Raw genomic sequence first — 17,190 nt, 5'->3', positions numbered from 1 at the left:
AAAGCCCGACTGCTTTGGTCAACCTTTACTTGTGGGCGTCGTATGGGTGCCAGTAGCCTTGCCTTCTGTATCATGGATGTCAGTATCGCTAATGTGATGCGCTGGCTTGTCCTGAGTCGACTGTGGCGGACAGCCGCTATCGGCTTCTTCAAGCACGTCAGCGAAGTCTTCATCGCGCAGTTCTGGCAATTGACTTCCACGATAGCTGGCGTCCAGCTTCGAAAGCGTTGAGCACATCCGCTCGATCCGCTCATCCACCGCATGCATATGATCAAGCATGGCCTGCATGGAGCGCGCCACCGGGTCGGGCATGTCTTGGCTGACGCCATAGGCATCAAAGCCGAATTTCGCGTGAATAGCTTCCCGCCGTGCAGGGTCGATATCAAGTTCCTCTTCTACATCAGGGTCGGCGCGCTTGACGATCTTGCCGGGAATGCCGACGACGGTTGCGCCTGCCGGTACTTCCTTGGTAACGACGGCGTTAGAACCAATCTTGGCGCCTGCCCGGACGGTGAAGGGGCCCAGAATCTTGGCGCCAGCACCCACAATCACGCCATTTTCAAGGGTAGGGTGGCGTTTCCCTTTATTCCAGCTGGTTCCGCCCAGGGTCACCCCGTGGTAAAGCGTGACGTCATTACCGATGACCGCTGTTTCTCCAATCACCACGCCCATGCCATGGTCAATAAAAAAACGCCGCCCAATAGTGGCGCCAGGGTGAATCTCGACACCGGTCAGCCAGCGGGAAAACGTAGAAAGTGTTCTCGCCAGCCATTTGGCCTTCTTTTTCCACAGCCAGTGGTTCAGCCGATGCAGCAGCAGGGCATGCAGGCCCGGATAATTGGTAAGCACCTCCATGAAATTACGCGCCGCCGGGTCGCGGTCAAACACACTGTTGATATCTTCACGCAGGCGTTCAAACATGCGGTAGTCCTATCGTGGTTATCGATACATGTCATCGGCCAGGTCAAGCAGCGCGATGTCAGTCGTTAAGAAGGAGTTTAGAATAACTCGAATCTTCATGGTGAGGGCAGACATAGCGCGATTCAAGCCAGCTCAATCATGCGTCGACGATGTGTCCTGGGTGACCAGTCGCCTGGCCGTCTGCTTTTCGGTGGCGGTCAATATTCCGCGCAGTATATTGAGTTCTATCTGTTCTGGCCTTGCGCGCAGGTAGAGCCTGCGTAATCGTGCCATCAGCTGGCGCGGTTTTGCCGGGTCATGAAACTCGATGGCGACAAGGGTGCGTTCCAGGTGCTCAAAGTAGCGTTCCAGGTCAGCGTGAGAGGCCAGCGTATCCTCATGCAATGTTGAGGGTTCAGTCGCAGTGTGTGTTGAAAGCCAGGCGAGACGGCACTCGTAGGCAACCACCTGCACGGCAGCGGCAAGGTTGAGTGAGCTGAAATCAGCGTTGGTAGGGATGTGTATATGGGCATTGCAGCGCTGTAGTTCGGCGTTGGTCAGTCCGCTGTCTTCACGTCCGAACACCAGAGCGACGCGCGAAGCAGGCGGTTGGCATTCCGAGGGCAGGCGTTCTGCCAGTTCCCGTGGAGACACCATTGGCCAGGGCAGGGTGCGCGAGCGGGCGCTGGCACCCACGGTGAGGGTGCAGTCAGCCACGGCGTCTTCGAGCGTTGCATGCCGGGCAGCACTGTGCAGCAGATGGTCAGCACCAGAGGCACGTGAAATGCTCTCCTGGTGAATTACCTCGCAGCGCGGCGCGACCAGAGCGAGGTCGCTCAATCCCATATTGTGCATGGCGCGGGCAACGGCGCCGATATTGCCAGGATGGCTGGTACCGATAAGAACAATGCGCAGACGATCAAGCATAGTGGGATCCGCGTTAGGAACAGGTGAAGGAGATGGCGTTGATGAGCTGATAAACGGGGCTAGCGGTTATGACTCAAGAAAATGATAGGCCAGGTAAAATTCTAGCACGAATGACGGCCGATGCTATAAAGCGCATGGCGGGCTGAAGGGGGCTCTGTTAGAATGCGTGCACGCAACGGCAGAGCTTGCCGCCGTTGAGAATATTCGTTCTTTAACATTTCTGTTCTTTAGAGCTCTCCTTGAATCCCGTTTTCAAGGAGAGGCTGGAAGTTCGCATAAAGGCCCTCTCATGAATCCAATGGTTCAGTTTACCCTGCGTGCTGCGCGTAGCGCTGTCGAGCAATTTTTACGTATCCGTGAGCGCATCGAAAATGCTCACGATGAAGCCAACCTTGAGCGTTTGCTTGAAGAAGCTGCACGCAAAGCAGAAGCCACTATTGTTCAGCAACTTGAGCGTGGTTATCCGCAGCATGGCGTGGTAGGCCGCTATACTGACCATAGGGCCGGCGTGGATGAAGGGGCCGATGTCGTCTGGAAAATCGAGCCCATGCACGGGTTCTCCAACCTGGCAGTAGCGGGTAAAGGTTTTGCGCTATCGGTGGTGTGTCTGGTGAAAAACCGCCCGGAACATGCGGTCATCCTCGCCCCCTTTGCTGATGACGAATATATCGCCAGCCGAGGCCGCGGTGCCCAATACAACGGCAAGCGGATGCGGGTCAGCAAGCCCACGGCGGTGGCTGGAACACGCAGTGCAATGAGTCTTCCTGAAAGCTGGCTACGAGCGCGTCATTTACCTGCTTACCTGACGCTTACCCAGCAGCTGGCGCCGCAGCTGGAAACCCTGATGGCCACAGGCACTGGCTTGCTGGACATCTGTGAAGTGGCCACTGGTCGCGTTGATAGCGCCTTTGTGCTGGGTATTGAAGAACAGGATATGCAGGTTGGAACCCTGTTTCTCAAAGAGACCGGTGCATTAATCGGTGCGCCTGATGGTAAGCCGTCAATCAGTGCCGAAGGTGCCTTGATGGCAGCGGGCCCGCGCCTTTACAAGGCATTGATCAAGCAGTTGGCACCACATTTCTGAAACGCGGCTGATAACCGTCTGACAGGCTGGCGGCTTGTCTGGAAAGGTTCCTGTCACACCAGCCTGTCACGCGTAAAAACGCCCTGAGGAGTCTTACTCCGCAGGGCGTTTTTTTTAGCGCCTGATAGCTTGTCTCACTCGACATCAGGCATCAGGTCAAGCCTGTTCAAGGCAATTCCTCTTCCTCTTCTGTCTCCTTGCGCGCTGTTATCAGGTCTTCGCGCTTGAGTTTCAGGGGCAGCAGCAAGGCACCCGAAATGTAGATGGAGGAGAAGGTGCCAATCACCACGCCAATCAGCAGGGCCAGGGCAAAGTTCTCGATCATGTCGCCGCCCAACAGCAGCAGCGCCAGCAACACCAGCAAGGTGGTACCCGAGGTGGCCAATGTGCGTGAAAGCGTAGCGTTGATTGCTTCATTGAAAATGGCCGGCATGTCATCAATCTGCGACGTGCGAATGGCTTCACGTATGCGGTCATAGACCACAATAGTGTCGTTCAATGAATAGCCGATCACCGCCAGTATGGCGGCCAGAACGGTCAGGTCGAACTCGATGTTGAAAAGTGCAAAGAGGCCGATAACGATCGTTACGTCATGCAAGAGGGCCATCAGGGCGCCAACCGCAAATTTGTATTGAAAGCGAAAGGCCACATAGAGCATCACCACGCCAAGGGCGACGAGCATGCCCATGCCACTCTGGTCGCGCAGCTGATCGCCCACCTGGGCGCCAACAAATTCGGCGCGTACAAGATCCACGTCTGTACCGCTGTCTCTCAGTAAGCTGACCACCTGATCACCCACGTCGGGGTCGAACGCCTGCTGCAGACGAATCAGTACCTCGGTCGAGGCACCAAAGGTCTGTACGGCAACGTCGCGGAAACCCTGCTCTTCAAGCAGTTGGCGAATGGCGTCCAGCGACGGCGCATCGGCGTAACGAACTTCAATCAGGGTGCCGCCGGTAAAATCCAGTCCCAGGTTGAGCTGTAGAAAAAAGATCGCAATGATCGAGATCAACAGGGCTGCCGCTGACACAATAAAGGCCAGTTTGCGGCGTCCCATGAAGTCGATCTGCCTATCCATGATGGGTTTCATTATCACCTCTTGAAATCTGTGCCAAACGCTGCGATTAAATCCACAGCTTTTTAACGGGTTTGCCACCGTAGGTCAGGTTAACCATGGCACGTGTGACCAGCAGCGCGGTAAACAGTGAGGTCAGAATGCCGATGGACAGCGTTACGGCAAAGCCCTTGACCGGCCCGGTACCGATGGAAAACAGAATGATAGCGACCAGCAGGGTGGTGATATTGGCATCCACGATAGACGTGAAGGCGCGCTCATAACCCGCGTTGATTGCCTGTTGTACCGATAAGCCATTACGCAGCTCTTCACGTATACGTTCGAATATCAGCACGTTGGCATCCACGGCCATGCCGAGTGTCAGTACGATACCGGCAATGCCTGGCAGGGTCAGGGTGGCGCCCAGCATCGACATGACGGCCACCAGCAGGGTGAGGTTGAGTGCCAGTGCCACGTTGGCAAATACGCCAAACATCTTGTAACGCACCAGCATGAACAGCACCACCAACAGCAGCCCGATCTGTACGGAGAGGATGCCACGCTCGATATTTTCCTGACCAAGGCTTGGGCCAATCGTGCGTTCCTGGGCAAAGTAAATGGGGGCTGCCAATGAGCCTGAACGCAGCAGCAGTGCCAGGTCAGCCGCCTCATTGGCAGAGTCAAGCCCGGTAATCCGGAAATTGTTGCCCAGCGCGCTCTGGATGGTCGCCAGGCTGATCAGGCCGCGCTCAACGTAAGGCTCACGCTCCGTGGTTTCTTCACCGGTCTCCGGGTCAGTGACGGTGCGTTCTTCGCTTTTGTGCTCTATGAACAGCACCGCCATGTTGCGTCCGATATTAGTGCGCGTAGCACGATTCATCAGGGTGCCGCCGGTGCCATCCAGGTCGATGTTGACCTGGGGTCGGCCATTTTCATCAAAGCTATGATTGGCGCTGGATACCCGGTCGCCGCTAATGATGACATCGCGCATCAGGGTCGCCGTGCGGCTGGGGTCATTACGGAAAGTATGTTCCTCGGTTTCCCGGTCAGGAGTGTCCGAGCGGGCCTCCAGACGAAATTCCAGGTTGGCGGTGGCGCCGACAATCCGCTTGGCAGCCGTGGTGTCCTGAACGCCGGGCAACTCGACCACAATCTGGTTGGGCCCTTGACGCTGCACCAACGGCTCGGCAACTCCCAGCTCATTGACACGGTTGCGCAGGGTTGTCAGGTTCTGGTTGATGGCGTAATCCTGGATCTCGGTGACGGTTTGCTCGCTCATGGTCATGAGCAGGCGAGCGCCGCGTCCATCGCCTTCACTGGCGTATTCGAAGTCAGGGAATTCTCGGCTGATCAAGGTGCGTGCTTCAGCGCGGTCTTCCTCATTAACAAAGGCCAGGGAAAGCGTGCGACCGTCAATCTCGGTATCCCGGTAGCGAATGCGTTCATCGCGCAGCAGCTCACGCATGGCGCTGGCATTGACTTCAAGGCGCTGGGTGACGGCTGCGTCTATATCCACTTCAAGCAGGAAGTGGACACCACCGCGCAGGTCGAGCCCGAGCGTCATAGGCGAAGCTGATAAAGCGCGCAGCCAGCCAGGGGTAGCTTCTGCCAGATTAAGCGCGACGGTGGCATCTTCACTGAGCTGCTCGCTGACCAGGTCGCGGGCGGCTAACTGGTCACTGCTGTTACGCAGGCGGATCAGCCATTGGTTACCGTTGGCTTCGGTCGATTTTACGCGGATATCGTTGTCGGTAAGCGAGGCTTCAATGCGTTCGATATCGTCCTGATTAAGAGTGCTGTCAGCCTGGCGAGTGCTGATCTGGACGGCGGGATCTTCAGGAAACAGGTTGGGAAGCGAATAAATAAGGCCGGCCACTAGAATGACCAATATCAGAAGATACTTCCACAGGGGGTAACGGTTGAGCATGCAAGCCCTGCCTTCAGTGTCAAACGGAATGCCGTGCATTACCTGGGCAACGCACGGCATGGTTCATCATCTTTGTGACCCTCTCACCTCTGCCGGGGTGGCTGGCACCTTTCCGGCAGGGGCAAAGGGAAGATCAGATGGACTTGATGGTTCCCTTGGGCAACACGGCGGCAATGGCATTCTTTTGCACATTGACCTCGGTGCCTTCAGAAACTTCCAGGGTAACGAACTCATCACTCACCTTGGTGATACGCCCCACCAGACCGCCGCCGATGACGATCTCATCACCTTTGTCGATGCTGTTGATCAGCTGTTTATGCTGCTTGGCGCGTTTTGCCTGGGGGCGCCAAAGCAGGAAATAGAAAATCAGCACAAAGCCGACCAGCATGACGATCTGGGCAATACCGCCGCCGGCGGCTGCTTCCTGAGCGTGGGCTGGGGAGATAAAGAAATCCAGCATGAATGCAACTCCTGAGTTGATTAATCACGGTGAGTAGGAAAGTGCCGGTACAGTACGCCACACGCGCACTGCACCTTAATTCGGGTTGGGGGGCACTGGTAAGCCGCGTTCAGCGTAAAAATGCTCCACAAAGGTCGTCAATGTACCCGCTTCGATAGCCGCGCGCAAATCCGCCATGACGCGCTGATAATAACGCAAATTATGAACGGTATTGAGCATGGAACCCAGCATTTCGTTGCAGCGATCCAGATGATGCAGGTAACCACGCGAAAAGTGCTGGCAGGTATGGCAATCGCAGCCCGCTTCAAGCGGCCCGGTCGCAAAGCGATGCTTGGCGTTGCGGATCTTGACCGTACCATGACGGGTAAACAGATGGCCGTTGCGGGCATTGCGGGTGGGCATCACGCAGTCAAACATATCAACCCCGCGCCGCACGCCTTCTACCAGGTCTTCCGGCTTGCCGACGCCCATCAGGTAGCGGGGTTTGTCATCCGGCATCCAGTCCGGCAGGTAATCAAGCACCTTGATCATTTCGTCCTTGGGTTCGCCGACCGACAGCCCACCGATTGCCAGACCATCAAAGCCGATGTCCATCAGGCCTTTCAGGGAGCGCTCGCGCAGTTCAGGGTGCATGCCGCCCTGAATAATTCCGAACAATGCCGAAGGCGAGTCGCCATGGGCATCACGCGAACGCCTGGCCCAGCGCAGCGACAGTTGCATGGACGTTTCAGCTTCCTCAAAGGTGGCCGGATAAGGGGTGCATTCATCGAAAATCATCACCACATCCGACCCCAGTGAGCGTTGCACGGCCATGGACTCTTCCGGCCCCATAAAGACCTTGGCACCATCGACCGGCGAACGAAAGTGGACGCCCTGCTCGGTGATCTTGCGCATTTCACCCAGCGAGAACACCTGAAAGCCACCGGAGTCGGTCAGGATAGGCCTGTCCCACTGAGCAAAATCATGCAGGTCACCATGCGCTTCAATGACATCAGTGCCAGGGCGCAGCCAAAGGTGAAAGGTATTGCCGAGAATGATCTCTGCGCCAATCTGTTTGACTGATTCAGGTGTCATGCCTTTGACGGTACCGTAGGTGCCCACGGGCATAAAGGCGGGGGTTTCTACGCTGCCACGCGGGAAGTGGAGGCGGCCGCGACGAGCACGACCGTCGCGGGCGAGGCGCTCAAAGCGCATAAAGCATTCATTTCGCATCAGGTAACTCGTCAAAGTCTCGGTAAAGGCGATAAGCCTGAGGGATCAGCGCGTCAACAGCATGGCATCGCCGTAGCTGAAAAAAGCGTAGCGCTCTTCTACAGCAACCCGGTATGCCCGCATGATGGTGTCATAACCGGCAAAGGCCGAAACCAGCATCATCAAGGTGGATTCAGGTAAATGAAAGTTGGTGATCAGGGCATCAACGCAATGCCATTGATAGCCGGGATAGATAAAGATATCGGTATCGCCGGTAAGGGGGGCGATGCTGCCGTCTGCTGTCTGGGCGCAGGCACTTTCCAGACAGCGCACGCTGGTAGTGCCAACGGCAATCACCCGCTTGCCTGCTGTCTGGGCGTCGCGAACCTGCTGGCAGGTGGCTTCAGAGACATCGACCCACTCGCTGTGCATAGGGTGCTCGCGAATATCCTCAACCCTCACGGGCTGGAAGGTGCCAGCGCCAACGTGCAGGGTGACAAAGGCGCTCTGAATGCCTTTCTCAGCCAGGGCGTCGAGCAGAGGCTGGTCAAAATGCAGCCCCGCTGTGGGGGCAGCAACCGCGCCATCACGGCGCGCGTAAACGGTTTGGTAACGCTCGCGGTCACTCAGCTCATCCTCGCGGTCAATATAGGGCGGCAACGGCATATGGCCGTGCTCTTCCAACAGCGCGATCATGGGTGTCTCACCGAGAAAGCGCAGCTCAAAAAGGGCGTCGCGACGCCCCTCAACCACGGCAGGAATATCGCCTTCGAAGATCAGTTCGGTCCCCGGCTTGGGAGATTTACTGGAACGCAGATGGGCCAGGCCACGGTAGGCATCCAGCGGGCGTTCAAGCAGCATTTCGACCTTGCCGCCGCTGGCTTTCTGGCCGTGTAAGCGTGCCGGGATGACTCGGGTGTCGTTGAATACCAGCAGGTCGCCAGGCTCAAGAATGTCCAACAGATCGGTAAAACGGCGGTGCGCTAAATGGCCATTCTGAGCGTCTACATGCAACAGGCGACAGTCGCTGCGCTGCTCGGAAGGGTAGCGGGCAATCAACTCTTCAGGAAGCTCGTAGAAAAAATCGGCACGCTGCATGACGAAGCTCTTTCAATGAAAACAGGGCGCACAGGATAGCGCTTTCGCTTGATAAAGTCAGGCGGGAAAGTAAGGGTCGTCAGTAAAAGTCAGTTTATGCGATTGACCCGCAAGGAAGATAACGTATAATGCGCCTCGTTGCCGGTGTGGCGGAATTGGTAGACGCAGCGGATTCAAAATCCGCCGCCTTTACGGGTGTGCCAGTTCGAGTCTGGCCACCGGCACCACACAAACTGTAGTGTGTCTATATATCATCTACAGACGAATCTGAAAGCCTGGCGTTCCTCGCCAGGCTTTTTTGCGTTTGCAGGATTTGCATATTATTGGTTTCTGAAAGCCCCGCCGGTATTTCTGATAAGCAGGAAGCGGATAATTTACGATATTCTTCCAGGAGTAAGAGCTATGACACCCACAAACAATGTCGTTTTGCGTCACGATACCAACACACGTATGAGCCGTGCCGTCATTCATAACGGTGTCGCCTATCTATGCGGCCAGGTGGCAGGGCCGGACGCACGCGAAGGGGATATTACCGAGCAGACACAAAGCATGCTGGCGCGGCTGGATGCGCTGCTCAAGGAAATTGGTTCCAGCCGTAAGCAGCTTCTTAGTGCGACCGTTTACCTGAAAGACGGTAATGAGGTTGCCGCCATGAACGCTGTCTGGGACGCCTGGGTGCCAGACGGCTATGCGCCAGCCCGTACCTGTGTCTGCGCGCCGCTACCGGCGGATGAACTCAAGGTGGAAATTACCGTGACAACGGCGGTCAACGCCTGACACCCTCAGTTAATCAGCCACCTGGTTTCCTGACCGGGAAGCGGGTGTCGCGCAGGCTGTCCTTGATTTTCTTCAGATGGGGCAGAAAATCTTCACCGCGACGCAGGGTGACCCCGGTTGCCAGGGCATCAAGCAGGGTCAGCTGGATCATTCTTGAGGTCATGGGCAGGTAGTGGTCGGTATCTTCCGGGGTCGCGATTTCCAGGGTGGCGGTGCATTCATTGGTCAGCGGTGAAGCAGGGGCGGTAATGCCCAGCACCACGGCGCCGGCTTCTCGTGCGACCCGGGCAATATCGACCAGTTCACGGGTGCGCCCGGTGTAGGAAATCACCACCACCACATCACCGGTATGACAGGCAGCCGCCACCATACGCTGCATCAGCACATCCACATAGGCCACCACCGGCAGGTTGAAACGGAAGAACTTGTGCTGGGCATCCTGAGCCACGGCGCCTGATGCCCCCAAGCCAAAAAAGTGAATCTGTTTGGCTTGAGTAAGGTAATCGACCATACGCTCGACGGCTTGCATATCGACCGCGCGGCGCGCTTCGTCCAGAGCCGCAATAGTGGCGTCAAAAATCTTGTCGGTATACTGGCTGGCAGAATCGTCCGGTTCCACCGCACGGGTAACATACGGCGTTCCGCCTGCCAGGCTCTGGGCCAGTTTGATCTTGAAATCAGGAAACCCCTTGGCCCCAAAGTTGCGGCAAAACCGGTTGACGGTGGGCTCACTGACGCTGGCCGCCTGGGCAAGGCTTGCGATGCTCAGGCTGGTGGCGGAGGCCGGGTCTTCAAGAATTACATTGGCGACCTTACGCTCGGAGCGATTCAGTTCTTCCAGACGTTGGCGTAAGCGCTCAATCAGGTCGTGAGCCATTCAGTGTGTCTCCGTTAGAGGTAGAGGTTGGTGTCCAGTGCGCGCACCATCGCGCGAATGTTTCAGCAGGCCGTGGTCAGGCATAATGATAGCCTTGGCCGATTCTGCAGCCAATGGCACTTAACGGGTGTGTCCCGTCAGCGATTTCAATGCCTTCAGCAACGACGCCTCACCCTGGCCCCTTGGCCAAGGGGGCGGCATCTGAAAGGCGGTTATCTGTCTTGACAGACTATCAGCATTTTAACCCGACCGCAGGCTCGGTGCAGGGCTCTTGGGACATTCTGGCGCTAGCGCTGCTTTTCCTGTGCAAGGTGTCATGTTGAATCGTTCAGCAAAGTAATAAATGCTTGTGAGCATCAATAGTTTTGCTGTTGTTATAAGCTGTAGAAGTCTTGTCAAAAGGGGCGCAAGCGGCGACGATGAAAAGGAATGACGTTTTTCACCGATGCTGATGGCATCATTTCATCCGACTATGGCGCGATTCTGGCGGAGGCAATCTATGTCACAAGGCAGCAAGCCACCGATGTCGACATTCACCCGGCCAGCTGCGGGTTCATCAGCCGACGACTTGTCTGGCGCTTCCTTGGCCAGTATTGATGAGGTAGATGCCAGTCAATGGGATAGTCTGGTAGATGCAGATCACCCCTTTCTTCGTCATGCCTATCTGCAGGCGTTGGAAGCCAGCGGTTCGGTGTGTGAAAAGACCGGCTGGGTACCCGCGCATCTGGCTGTCTGGCGAGGCAGGACGCTTGTCGGCGCGATGCCTTTTTATCGTAAATATCACTCCTACGGTGAGTACGTCTTTGACTGGGCGTGGGCGGATGCCCTCGAGCGCGCCGGCGGACGTTATTACCCCAAGGCATTGAGCGCCATTCCCTATACGCCAGTGCCCGGGCAGCGCATTCTGGTGGCTTCAGGGTTGGCGGTTGAAACCGTTGTCGAGGTGCTTGCCGGTGAGCTGAAACGCATTTGTGATGATGAGGCGCTTTCCAGCTGGCACTTTCTGTTTGGTAGCGAGACTGATGTCAGCGCCTGGCAGCGCCAGTGGCCAGCGTTGATGGCTCGCGAGGGCGTTCAGTTTCAGTGGCGTGACAAGGGTTTCGAGGATTTTGAGGGTTTTCTGGCGGCCATGACCTCCAAGCGGCGCAAGATGATCAAGCGCGAGCGACGTCTGGTCGCCGATCAGGGGCTTACCCTGCAGCGTCTGGAAGGCGAGGCGATTACGTCACAAGCCCTGATACATTTCTACCGATGCTATTCGATTACCTACCACGAGCGGGGTCGCCCACCCTACCTCAACCTGGACTTTTTCCAACGCCTGCGTAATGCCATGCCTGATGCCCTTGTGCTGGTGCAGGCCCACCTGGAAGGCAGGCCAGTCGCCGCTGCCCTTTATCTGAAAGGTAATAAGAGCCTGTATGGGCGCTATTGGGGGAGTGAAGTCGTCGCGGACTGCCTGCACTTCGAGGCATGTTACTACCAGGGTATCGAGTACTGCCTGGAGCATGGCCTGACGCTGTTTGACCCAGGTACTCAGGGCGAGCACAAGCTGGTGCGAGGGTTTCATCCCCAGCGGCTGTGTTCGCTGCATTATGTCGCGCACCCGGGTCTTGAAGCCGGTGTAGCGCAGTTCTGCCGGGAAGAAGCCCAGCATGTCAAGGCATACCGCCGGGCGGCACTGGACGCTTTACCATTCAAAGTGCCTGAATGATGGTGCACCTGAGAAGCCTGCTGAAATGGGCGGCGACTCGCCGATGATCCTGCTTGGTGGCATAATGCTGTGCATCACGCAAACGTATCGTTGTATGAAGACAATCTTCTAGTCGTGCAGTTGATAATCAGGTGAATGGCATTATGCACAGGGGTCAAAAGGGAGACACAGGGAGCGAGCGTTGGCCAGCCCGGAAATGGTTGGTTGTGGCACTCCTGGTGGTGTTCGCACTGCTTCAATATCAACTCTGGTGGGGGACCGGCGGTTGGTATGATCTTAAAAAGGTTGAGCAGCGGGTCGCCGATCAGGACGCCTTCAATGCGCCGCTAAGGGACCGCAATGCCCGGCTGAGCGCCGAAATTGCGGATCTTAAAACCGGCCTGGATGCCATTGAGGAACGCGCGCGCAGTGATACGGGTATGGTGCGCTCCGATGAGCAGTTTTTCTGGGTGCCGGGTGTGACGCTGGATGACTTTCCACAGATGAGGAACCCTGAGTGAGCGAGATCACCTGGCTAGTGGTGCCTGCCGCTGGCCAAGGCAAACGCATGGGCGCAGAAATCCCGAAACAGTACCTTGATCTGCAGGGAATGCCGATTATGGCCTTGACCCTGCATCGCCTGTACGCGGCACTGCCGGATGCCCGGCTGGTGCTTTGCCTGGATGACCAGGACCAGTGGTTTTCACCAGGCTGGGTACCCTTTGAGCGCTGGCAGCGCGTGTCGGGCGGCACAGAGCGTATGGATAGCGTGCTTAACGCCCTGCAGACATTGAATGCCGCTGAAGATGACCTGGTGCTGGTGCATGATGTGGCCAGGCCCTGCATAGCAGTGGAAGACCTTAAAGCCGTAGAGAAAGCGGCGCGTGAAAATGTCAGTGGTGCCTTGCTTGCCATGCCAGTGGCGGACACCATGAAGCGTGCCGCGGCCTCAGGCAGCATTGCCCATACCGAGTCGCGTGAAGGCCTTTGGCATGCGCTGACGCCCCAAGGGTTTCGCTATGGGCCGCTGCGTCGCGCTCTGGAGCATGCGCGGGCGCATGCAAGCCAGGTAACTGATGAAGCGTCGGCGCTTGAAGCCATGGGCGAGTCTCCCCAGCTGATTAGCGGCAGGCGCGATAACATCAAGGTCACTCACCCGGATGACCTGGCCCTGGCAAGCGCCATTCTGAATGCTCAAAAGCATGCATATATTTAAAAAAATGACCCTCATTTCAACGTATTCAGGAGACTGTCATGCGCATCGGCCACGGCTTTGATGTTCATCGTTTTGGGCCGGGAGATTACCTGGTCGTTGGCGGGTTGAAGCTGCCGTTTGGCGCGGGATTTGTTGCCCATTCAGACGGTGACGTACTCCTGCATGCCATTGCGGATGCCCTCTTGGGTGCCTGCGCGCTTGGTGATATTGGTCATCATTTCCCCGATACTGATCCCGCCTATCAGGGGGCGGATAGCAGGATTCTGTTGCGCAGGGTCAATGCACTGGTTCGCCAGGCGGGCTGGCGGCTGGGCAATCTGGATGCCACCCTGATGGCTCAGGCGCCCAAGATGGCGCCCCATATCCACGCCATGCGGTCGGTCATTGCAGAAGATCTTGACGTCGGGCTGGATCAGGTCAGTGTCAAGGCCACCACAACCGAGCGCCTGGGGTTTACCGGGCGGGGTGAAGGCATGGCAGCAGAAGCCGTGGTGCTGTTGCTGCCCCGGAGCGTTGAATGACCGCTCTTCCTGTGTGGCCACGCTGTCTGGACGCTACCTTTGGGGCTCCCAGGCCTGCCGGTTTTCGTCTCTCACCCGAAGATTTCAGGGTCGATGAACAGCTTGATTTCAAACCTGAAGGGCAGGGCGAGCATCTCTGGTTGCGTATCGAGAAACGCAATCAGAGTACTCTGGAAGCGGCCAGACAGCTTGCCCGGTTGTGTAATGTTTCGCCCAGAGCGGTTGGCTATTCCGGTATGAAGGATCGTGTGGCGGTGACGCGTCAGTGGCTGAGCGTTCAACTGCCTGGCCGCAATGCACCGGACGATCTGGCCGCACAGTTGGCCACCCTGGGTATCACTGTGCTGGAGCAGGCGCGCCATCCGCGTAAGCTCAAGCGCGGCGTTCATCGTACCAATCGCTTTATCCTGCGCCTGCAGGGCGAGGCCGTTGAGCAGGATGACTTTCAGGCCCGCTGGGAAAGGCTCTGCCGTGAAGGCGTACCCAATTACTTTGGGCCGCAACGTTTTGGCACCCATGGGCAAAATCTTCAGCGTGCTGAAGCCCTGTTGGCGCGGGGTTGGCGCAAGCGAGATGATCGCCAGGGCATGCTGCTGTCCTGCGCAAGAAGCTTTCTGTTCAACGAACTGCTGGGTCAGCGGGTGGCCAGAGGTGATTGGCAGTCGCTCCTTGAGGGCGAAACGGTCATGCTTGAGGGAACCCATAGTCTTTTTCGGGTTGATCAGCTGGACACCACCCTTGTTGAACGGGCCGCAAAACGTGACATTCACCCCACTGGACTGCTTTGGGGGGCTGATTTCGACGCCGATGATTCAGCGGCGCAGCAACTGGAAGCCGCCCTCGCCGAACAACATCCTGTTTTGACGAACGGCCTTGCCCAAAGTGGTGTCAAGTCAGCAAGACGCGCACTGCGCGTATGTCTTGATACGCCAGTACTGGAACGCGGCCAGCGCAATGACGAGGCGGTGATAAGTTTTTCCTTGCCCAGGGGGGCGTTTGCTACCGCGGTGTTGAGTGAGTTGATCACCCAGCCAACAAATGCTGATACGCTAGCAAGTCCTAAAAATATTTAATCAGGAGGAAACCCATGCGGCGACTGCTGCTTTCCAATGATGATGGTGTTCACGCCCCGGGGCTTCGCGCCTTGCACGATGCACTGACATCGCATGCCAATTTACGTGTTGTGGCACCGGATCGTGATCGCAGCGGTGCTAGTAATTCTCTGACGCTCTCGCGCCCGCTCCTGCTCAGCGCCCTGGATAGCGGTTTTTACAGCGTGGATGGCACGCCGGCCGACTGCGTCTATCTGGGCGTCAATGGCGTTTGGGATGAAAAACCCGACCTGGTGATTTCGGGGATCAACCATGGCAGCAATCTGGGCGATGATGTGCTCTATTCCGGCACAGTCGCGGCCGCGATGGAAGGGCGCAATCTGGGGATGTCGGCAATTGCCATGTCGCTGTGTGGCGAGCGTCACTTTGCCACAGCGGCCCGTGTTGCATCGACACTGGTGGGTGCTGCGGATCAGCTGTCCCTCCCGCCGCGTACGCTTCTCAATGTCAACGTGCCCGACTTGCCCTGGAGCGAGATTCGTGGCGTCAGGGTTACCCGCATGGGGTACCGCGGCCCGGCCGAAAAACCGTTGGCGATGCAGGACCCGCGGGGACGAACCCGTTATTGGATTGCTGCCGTTGGGGCCAACGCTGACGACGGTGATGATACAGACTTTGCAGCTGTTGAGGCCGGTTTTGTCTCGATTACTCCCCTGCAGACCGACCTTACACGCCACACGGCATGCAGTGACGTACAGGACTGGTTGGATGCCTTTACAGCCTGATATATCACCCATTGAAATGCGTGGCCGCGGGATGACGTCCCAGCGCACACGCGACCGTATGGTCAAGCGTCTGACGCGCCAGGGGATTAACGATGAGCGGGTGCTCAACGTTATGGCCCGCGCGCCTCGCCACCTCTTTGTTGACGAGGCCCTGGCCCATAATGCCTACGAGGATGCGTCCTTGCCTATCGGGTTTGGTCAGACCCTGTCCCAACCCCTGACCGTGGCCCGAATGACAGAGCTCACGCTGCGCGAAGCGCCAAAGCGAGTGCTGGAGCTGGGCACCGGTTCCGGTTATCAGACACTTGTGCTGTCCAGCCTGGTAGATGAACTTTACTCGCTGGAAAGAATCCAGATACTCCACGAACGCGCCGCCCAACGCCTGGCGCGACTGAAGGTGTCGGCCAGGCTTGCCGTGGCCGATGGTAACCACGGTTGGCCAGACGCTGCCCCTTTTGATGTCATCCTGCTAACTGCCTGTGCCCGGACCGTATCAAGCGAGCTGCTGGAACAGCTGCGTGATGGCGGTGTACTGATTGCGCCGCTTGAAGATAGTGGCGGCCGTCAGTGGTTAACCCAGGTACGCCGCGTTGGCAGTGTGTACGAGAAACGTCGACTAGAGCCGGTTCGGTTTGTCCCGCTACTGCAAGGAGTCGTGAATTGAAGGGCAAAAGGTTAGCTATTTTTCTGAAAGGGGTCGGCATGGGCGCTGCTGATGCAGTGCCCGGTGTGTCCGGTGGCACCATTGCCTTCGTTACCGGCATCTATGAAGAGTTGATCCAGACGGTCCGCCAGTTTGGCCCAGGTGCCTGGGAAGCCTGGCGCCAGGGGGGCATCAAGCACCTTTACGCGCATCTTAACCTGACGTTTTTATTGCCTTTGCTGGTGGGTGTGGCGGCAAGCCTGGTCAGTGTTGCACATCTGGCACTTTGGCTGATGGAGGCTCACCCCCTGCTGTTGGACGGCTTCTTCTTCGGTCTGGTGGCGGCCTCGGCACTGGTGGTGCATAACGCCATGAAAAGCTGGAAGTTCTGGTACCTTTTGCCATTGGTGGCTGGCTTATTGCTGGCCAAGACCCTGCCTGGACTAATGCCGACGGTGCTGCTTCTGGGTAACGAAAATATGGTTGTTGTAGTGGCGGGCGCGATTGCCATCAGTGCCATGCTTCTGCCAGGCGTTTCCGGCAGTTTCCTGCTTCTGACCATGGGACTCTACGGGACCATCATGCAGGCGATTCGTGGTTTTGATCTGGCAGTTATCGGATTGTTTGGCCTTGGCTGCCTGATCGGGTTGGCTTTGTTTTCACGCCTTTTGGTCTGGTTGTTCAAACGCCAGCACGATGCCACTATGCAACTGCTATTGGGTTTTATTATTGGATCCTTGCCGGTCTTATGGCCTTGGAGAGAGCTTGTTGGCTATCAGCTGGGCCCGGACGGCCAGATCATCCCTCTGGCTTTCCGCTATCTGATGCCCAGCGAGTATGCTGTCTTGATTGGCGACTCGGCACAGTTTGGAACTGTCGCTCTATTGATGCTATTAGGCGCTATGCTGGTCGTTGGCTTGAATTATCACGCAAACAAGGCACCGTCTTCATTTTCAAGCGATCCATCAGGCGCTAACAAGGAGTAGTC

The 17,190-nt window shown here is 57.1% G+C and carries 19 protein-coding genes and 1 tRNA gene; 12 read left to right on the top strand and 8 right to left on the bottom strand.

Annotated elements, in window-relative coordinates; translation table 11 throughout:
• Nucleotides 1-18 precede the first annotated feature (18 nt).
• Both cysE and LL947_RS11060 read right to left on the bottom strand, forming a co-directional pair.
• Nucleotides 19-921, bottom strand: coding sequence for a serine O-acetyltransferase (cysE, locus tag LL947_RS11065; protein WP_499833218.1), 903 nt, complete (start codon nt 919-921; stop codon nt 19-21).
• Nucleotides 922-1,053: 132 nt separating this feature from the next.
• Nucleotides 1,054-1,827, bottom strand: coding sequence for an RNA methyltransferase (locus LL947_RS11060; protein ID WP_499833217.1), 774 nt, complete (start codon nt 1,825-1,827; stop codon nt 1,054-1,056).
• A gap of 289 nt (nt 1,828-2,116) precedes the next feature.
• Here LL947_RS11060 and LL947_RS11055 point away from each other — a divergent pair, with 289 nt between their 5' ends.
• Nucleotides 2,117-2,911 carry an inositol monophosphatase family protein gene (locus LL947_RS11055; protein WP_499833216.1) on the top strand — a complete coding sequence of 265 codons (795 nt, stop codon included), beginning with the start codon at nt 2,117-2,119 and terminating at the stop codon, nt 2,909-2,911.
• A gap of 166 nt (nt 2,912-3,077) precedes the next feature.
• Here the strand turns inward: LL947_RS11055 and secF are convergent, their stop codons facing one another.
• The 5 genes from secF to queA form a co-directional block, all read right to left on the bottom strand.
• Complete coding sequence (gene secF, locus LL947_RS11050) at nt 3,078-4,001, bottom strand: protein translocase subunit SecF (RefSeq protein ID WP_499833215.1); 924 nt, start codon at nt 3,999-4,001, stop codon at nt 3,078-3,080.
• A 34-nt stretch (nt 4,002-4,035) separates the two neighbouring features.
• Nucleotides 4,036-5,892 (bottom strand): protein translocase subunit SecD, encoded by a 1,857-nt coding sequence (gene secD / locus LL947_RS11045; protein WP_499834418.1) that lies wholly within the window; start codon nt 5,890-5,892, stop codon nt 4,036-4,038.
• 133 nt (nt 5,893-6,025) lie between these two features.
• Nucleotides 6,026-6,352, bottom strand: a complete 327-nt coding sequence (yajC, locus tag LL947_RS11040; RefSeq protein WP_171702420.1) for a preprotein translocase subunit YajC — start codon at nt 6,350-6,352, stop codon at nt 6,026-6,028.
• Nucleotides 6,353-6,427: 75 nt separating this feature from the next.
• Nucleotides 6,428-7,546: a tRNA guanosine(34) transglycosylase Tgt gene (tgt, locus tag LL947_RS11035; RefSeq protein WP_499833214.1), complete on the bottom strand. Its 1,119-nt coding sequence runs from the start codon at nt 7,544-7,546 to the stop codon at nt 6,428-6,430.
• A gap of 63 nt (nt 7,547-7,609) precedes the next feature.
• Nucleotides 7,610-8,641 carry a tRNA preQ1(34) S-adenosylmethionine ribosyltransferase-isomerase QueA gene (gene queA / locus LL947_RS11030; RefSeq protein WP_499833213.1) on the bottom strand — a complete coding sequence of 344 codons (1,032 nt, stop codon included), beginning with the start codon at nt 8,639-8,641 and terminating at the stop codon, nt 7,610-7,612.
• A 140-nt stretch (nt 8,642-8,781) separates the two neighbouring features.
• Between queA and LL947_RS11025 the strand changes: the two genes are divergently transcribed.
• Together LL947_RS11025 and LL947_RS11020 are read left to right on the top strand one after the other, a co-directional pair.
• Nucleotides 8,782-8,868 (top strand) — tRNA-Leu (locus tag LL947_RS11025).
• Nucleotides 8,869-9,043: 175 nt separating this feature from the next.
• Entirely contained in the window at nt 9,044-9,418 is a 375-nt protein-coding gene (locus LL947_RS11020; protein ID WP_499833212.1) for a RidA family protein, read from the top strand.
• 13 nt (nt 9,419-9,431) lie between these two features.
• On the opposite strand, the gene LL947_RS11015 is transcribed toward LL947_RS11020, so the two are convergent.
• The gene (locus LL947_RS11015) at nt 9,432-10,295 is read right to left on the bottom strand and encodes a MurR/RpiR family transcriptional regulator (RefSeq protein ID WP_404413911.1); all 864 of its coding nucleotides are present in this window, start codon (nt 10,293-10,295) and stop codon (nt 9,432-9,434) included.
• A gap of 429 nt (nt 10,296-10,724) precedes the next feature.
• Between LL947_RS11015 and LL947_RS11010 the strand changes: the two genes are divergently transcribed.
• From LL947_RS11010 to LL947_RS10970, 9 genes are all read left to right on the top strand, one after another.
• Nucleotides 10,725-10,892 (top strand): hypothetical protein, encoded by a 168-nt coding sequence (locus LL947_RS11010; RefSeq protein WP_499833210.1) that lies wholly within the window; start codon nt 10,725-10,727, stop codon nt 10,890-10,892.
• The gene (locus tag LL947_RS11005) at nt 10,879-12,006 is read left to right on the top strand and encodes a GNAT family N-acetyltransferase (protein WP_499833209.1); all 1,128 of its coding nucleotides are present in this window, start codon (nt 10,879-10,881) and stop codon (nt 12,004-12,006) included. The genes LL947_RS11010 and LL947_RS11005 overlap by 14 nt, the downstream gene beginning before the upstream one ends.
• A gap of 143 nt (nt 12,007-12,149) precedes the next feature.
• Entirely contained in the window at nt 12,150-12,506 is a 357-nt protein-coding gene (ftsB, locus tag LL947_RS11000; RefSeq protein WP_499833208.1) for a cell division protein FtsB, read from the top strand.
• Complete coding sequence (gene ispD, locus LL947_RS10995) at nt 12,503-13,201, top strand: 2-C-methyl-D-erythritol 4-phosphate cytidylyltransferase (RefSeq protein WP_404413907.1); 699 nt, start codon at nt 12,503-12,505, stop codon at nt 13,199-13,201. The genes ftsB and ispD overlap by 4 nt, the downstream gene beginning before the upstream one ends.
• A 38-nt stretch (nt 13,202-13,239) precedes the next feature.
• Nucleotides 13,240-13,722 (top strand): 2-C-methyl-D-erythritol 2,4-cyclodiphosphate synthase, encoded by a 483-nt coding sequence (ispF, locus tag LL947_RS10990; RefSeq protein WP_499833207.1) that lies wholly within the window; start codon nt 13,240-13,242, stop codon nt 13,720-13,722.
• Nucleotides 13,719-14,795 carry a tRNA pseudouridine(13) synthase TruD gene (truD, locus tag LL947_RS10985; RefSeq protein WP_499833206.1) on the top strand — a complete coding sequence of 359 codons (1,077 nt, stop codon included), beginning with the start codon at nt 13,719-13,721 and terminating at the stop codon, nt 14,793-14,795. Before ispF ends, truD begins: the two co-directional genes overlap by 4 nt.
• 14 nt (nt 14,796-14,809) lie before the next feature.
• Nucleotides 14,810-15,559: a 5'/3'-nucleotidase SurE gene (gene surE / locus LL947_RS10980; RefSeq protein WP_404413903.1), complete on the top strand. Its 750-nt coding sequence runs from the start codon at nt 14,810-14,812 to the stop codon at nt 15,557-15,559.
• A complete protein-coding gene (locus tag LL947_RS10975) occupies nt 15,543-16,223 on the top strand; it encodes a protein-L-isoaspartate(D-aspartate) O-methyltransferase (protein WP_499833205.1) in 681 nt (226 codons plus the stop codon). Before surE ends, LL947_RS10975 begins: the two co-directional genes overlap by 17 nt.
• On the top strand, nt 16,220-17,188 hold the full coding sequence (locus tag LL947_RS10970) for a DUF368 domain-containing protein (protein ID WP_290824002.1): 969 nt from the start codon (nt 16,220-16,222) through the stop codon (nt 17,186-17,188). Before LL947_RS10975 ends, LL947_RS10970 begins: the two co-directional genes overlap by 4 nt.
• Nucleotides 17,189-17,190 lie beyond the last annotated feature (2 nt).

The organism is Halomonas sp. BLK-85 (assembly GCF_044792155.1).
In the GTDB taxonomy this organism is placed as follows: Bacteria; Pseudomonadota; Gammaproteobacteria; order Pseudomonadales; family Halomonadaceae; genus Vreelandella.
This window is presented reverse-complemented; position numbering and strand designations above follow the sequence as displayed.

Coding starts and splice junctions, on each gene's coding strand:
- ispF (WP_499833207.1), top strand. CDS start 13,240: ATGCGCATCGGCCACGGCTTTGATGTTCATCGTTTTGGGCCGGGAGAT.
- ftsB (WP_499833208.1), top strand. CDS start 12,150: ATGCACAGGGGTCAAAAGGGAGACACAGGGAGCGAGCGTTGGCCAGCC.
- LL947_RS11060 (WP_499833217.1), bottom strand. CDS start 1,827: ATGCTTGATCGTCTGCGCATTGTTCTTATCGGTACCAGCCATCCTGGC.
- secD (WP_499834418.1), bottom strand. CDS start 5,892: ATGCTCAACCGTTACCCCCTGTGGAAGTATCTTCTGATATTGGTCATT.
- LL947_RS10975 (WP_499833205.1), top strand. CDS start 15,543: ATGCCTTTACAGCCTGATATATCACCCATTGAAATGCGTGGCCGCGGG.
- yajC (WP_171702420.1), bottom strand. CDS start 6,352: ATGCTGGATTTCTTTATCTCCCCAGCCCACGCTCAGGAAGCAGCCGCC.
- LL947_RS11020 (WP_499833212.1), top strand. CDS start 9,044: ATGACACCCACAAACAATGTCGTTTTGCGTCACGATACCAACACACGT.
- surE (WP_404413903.1), top strand. CDS start 14,810: ATGCGGCGACTGCTGCTTTCCAATGATGATGGTGTTCACGCCCCGGGG.
- LL947_RS11055 (WP_499833216.1), top strand. CDS start 2,117: ATGAATCCAATGGTTCAGTTTACCCTGCGTGCTGCGCGTAGCGCTGTC.
- LL947_RS11015 (WP_404413911.1), bottom strand. CDS start 10,295: ATGGCTCACGACCTGATTGAGCGCTTACGCCAACGTCTGGAAGAACTG.
- secF (WP_499833215.1), bottom strand. CDS start 4,001: ATGAAACCCATCATGGATAGGCAGATCGACTTCATGGGACGCCGCAAA.
- tgt (WP_499833214.1), bottom strand. CDS start 7,546: ATGCGCTTTGAGCGCCTCGCCCGCGACGGTCGTGCTCGTCGCGGCCGC.
- truD (WP_499833206.1), top strand. CDS start 13,719: ATGACCGCTCTTCCTGTGTGGCCACGCTGTCTGGACGCTACCTTTGGG.
- queA (WP_499833213.1), bottom strand. CDS start 8,641: ATGCAGCGTGCCGATTTTTTCTACGAGCTTCCTGAAGAGTTGATTGCC.
- LL947_RS11010 (WP_499833210.1), top strand. CDS start 10,725: ATGACGTTTTTCACCGATGCTGATGGCATCATTTCATCCGACTATGGC.
- cysE (WP_499833218.1), bottom strand. CDS start 921: ATGTTTGAACGCCTGCGTGAAGATATCAACAGTGTGTTTGACCGCGAC.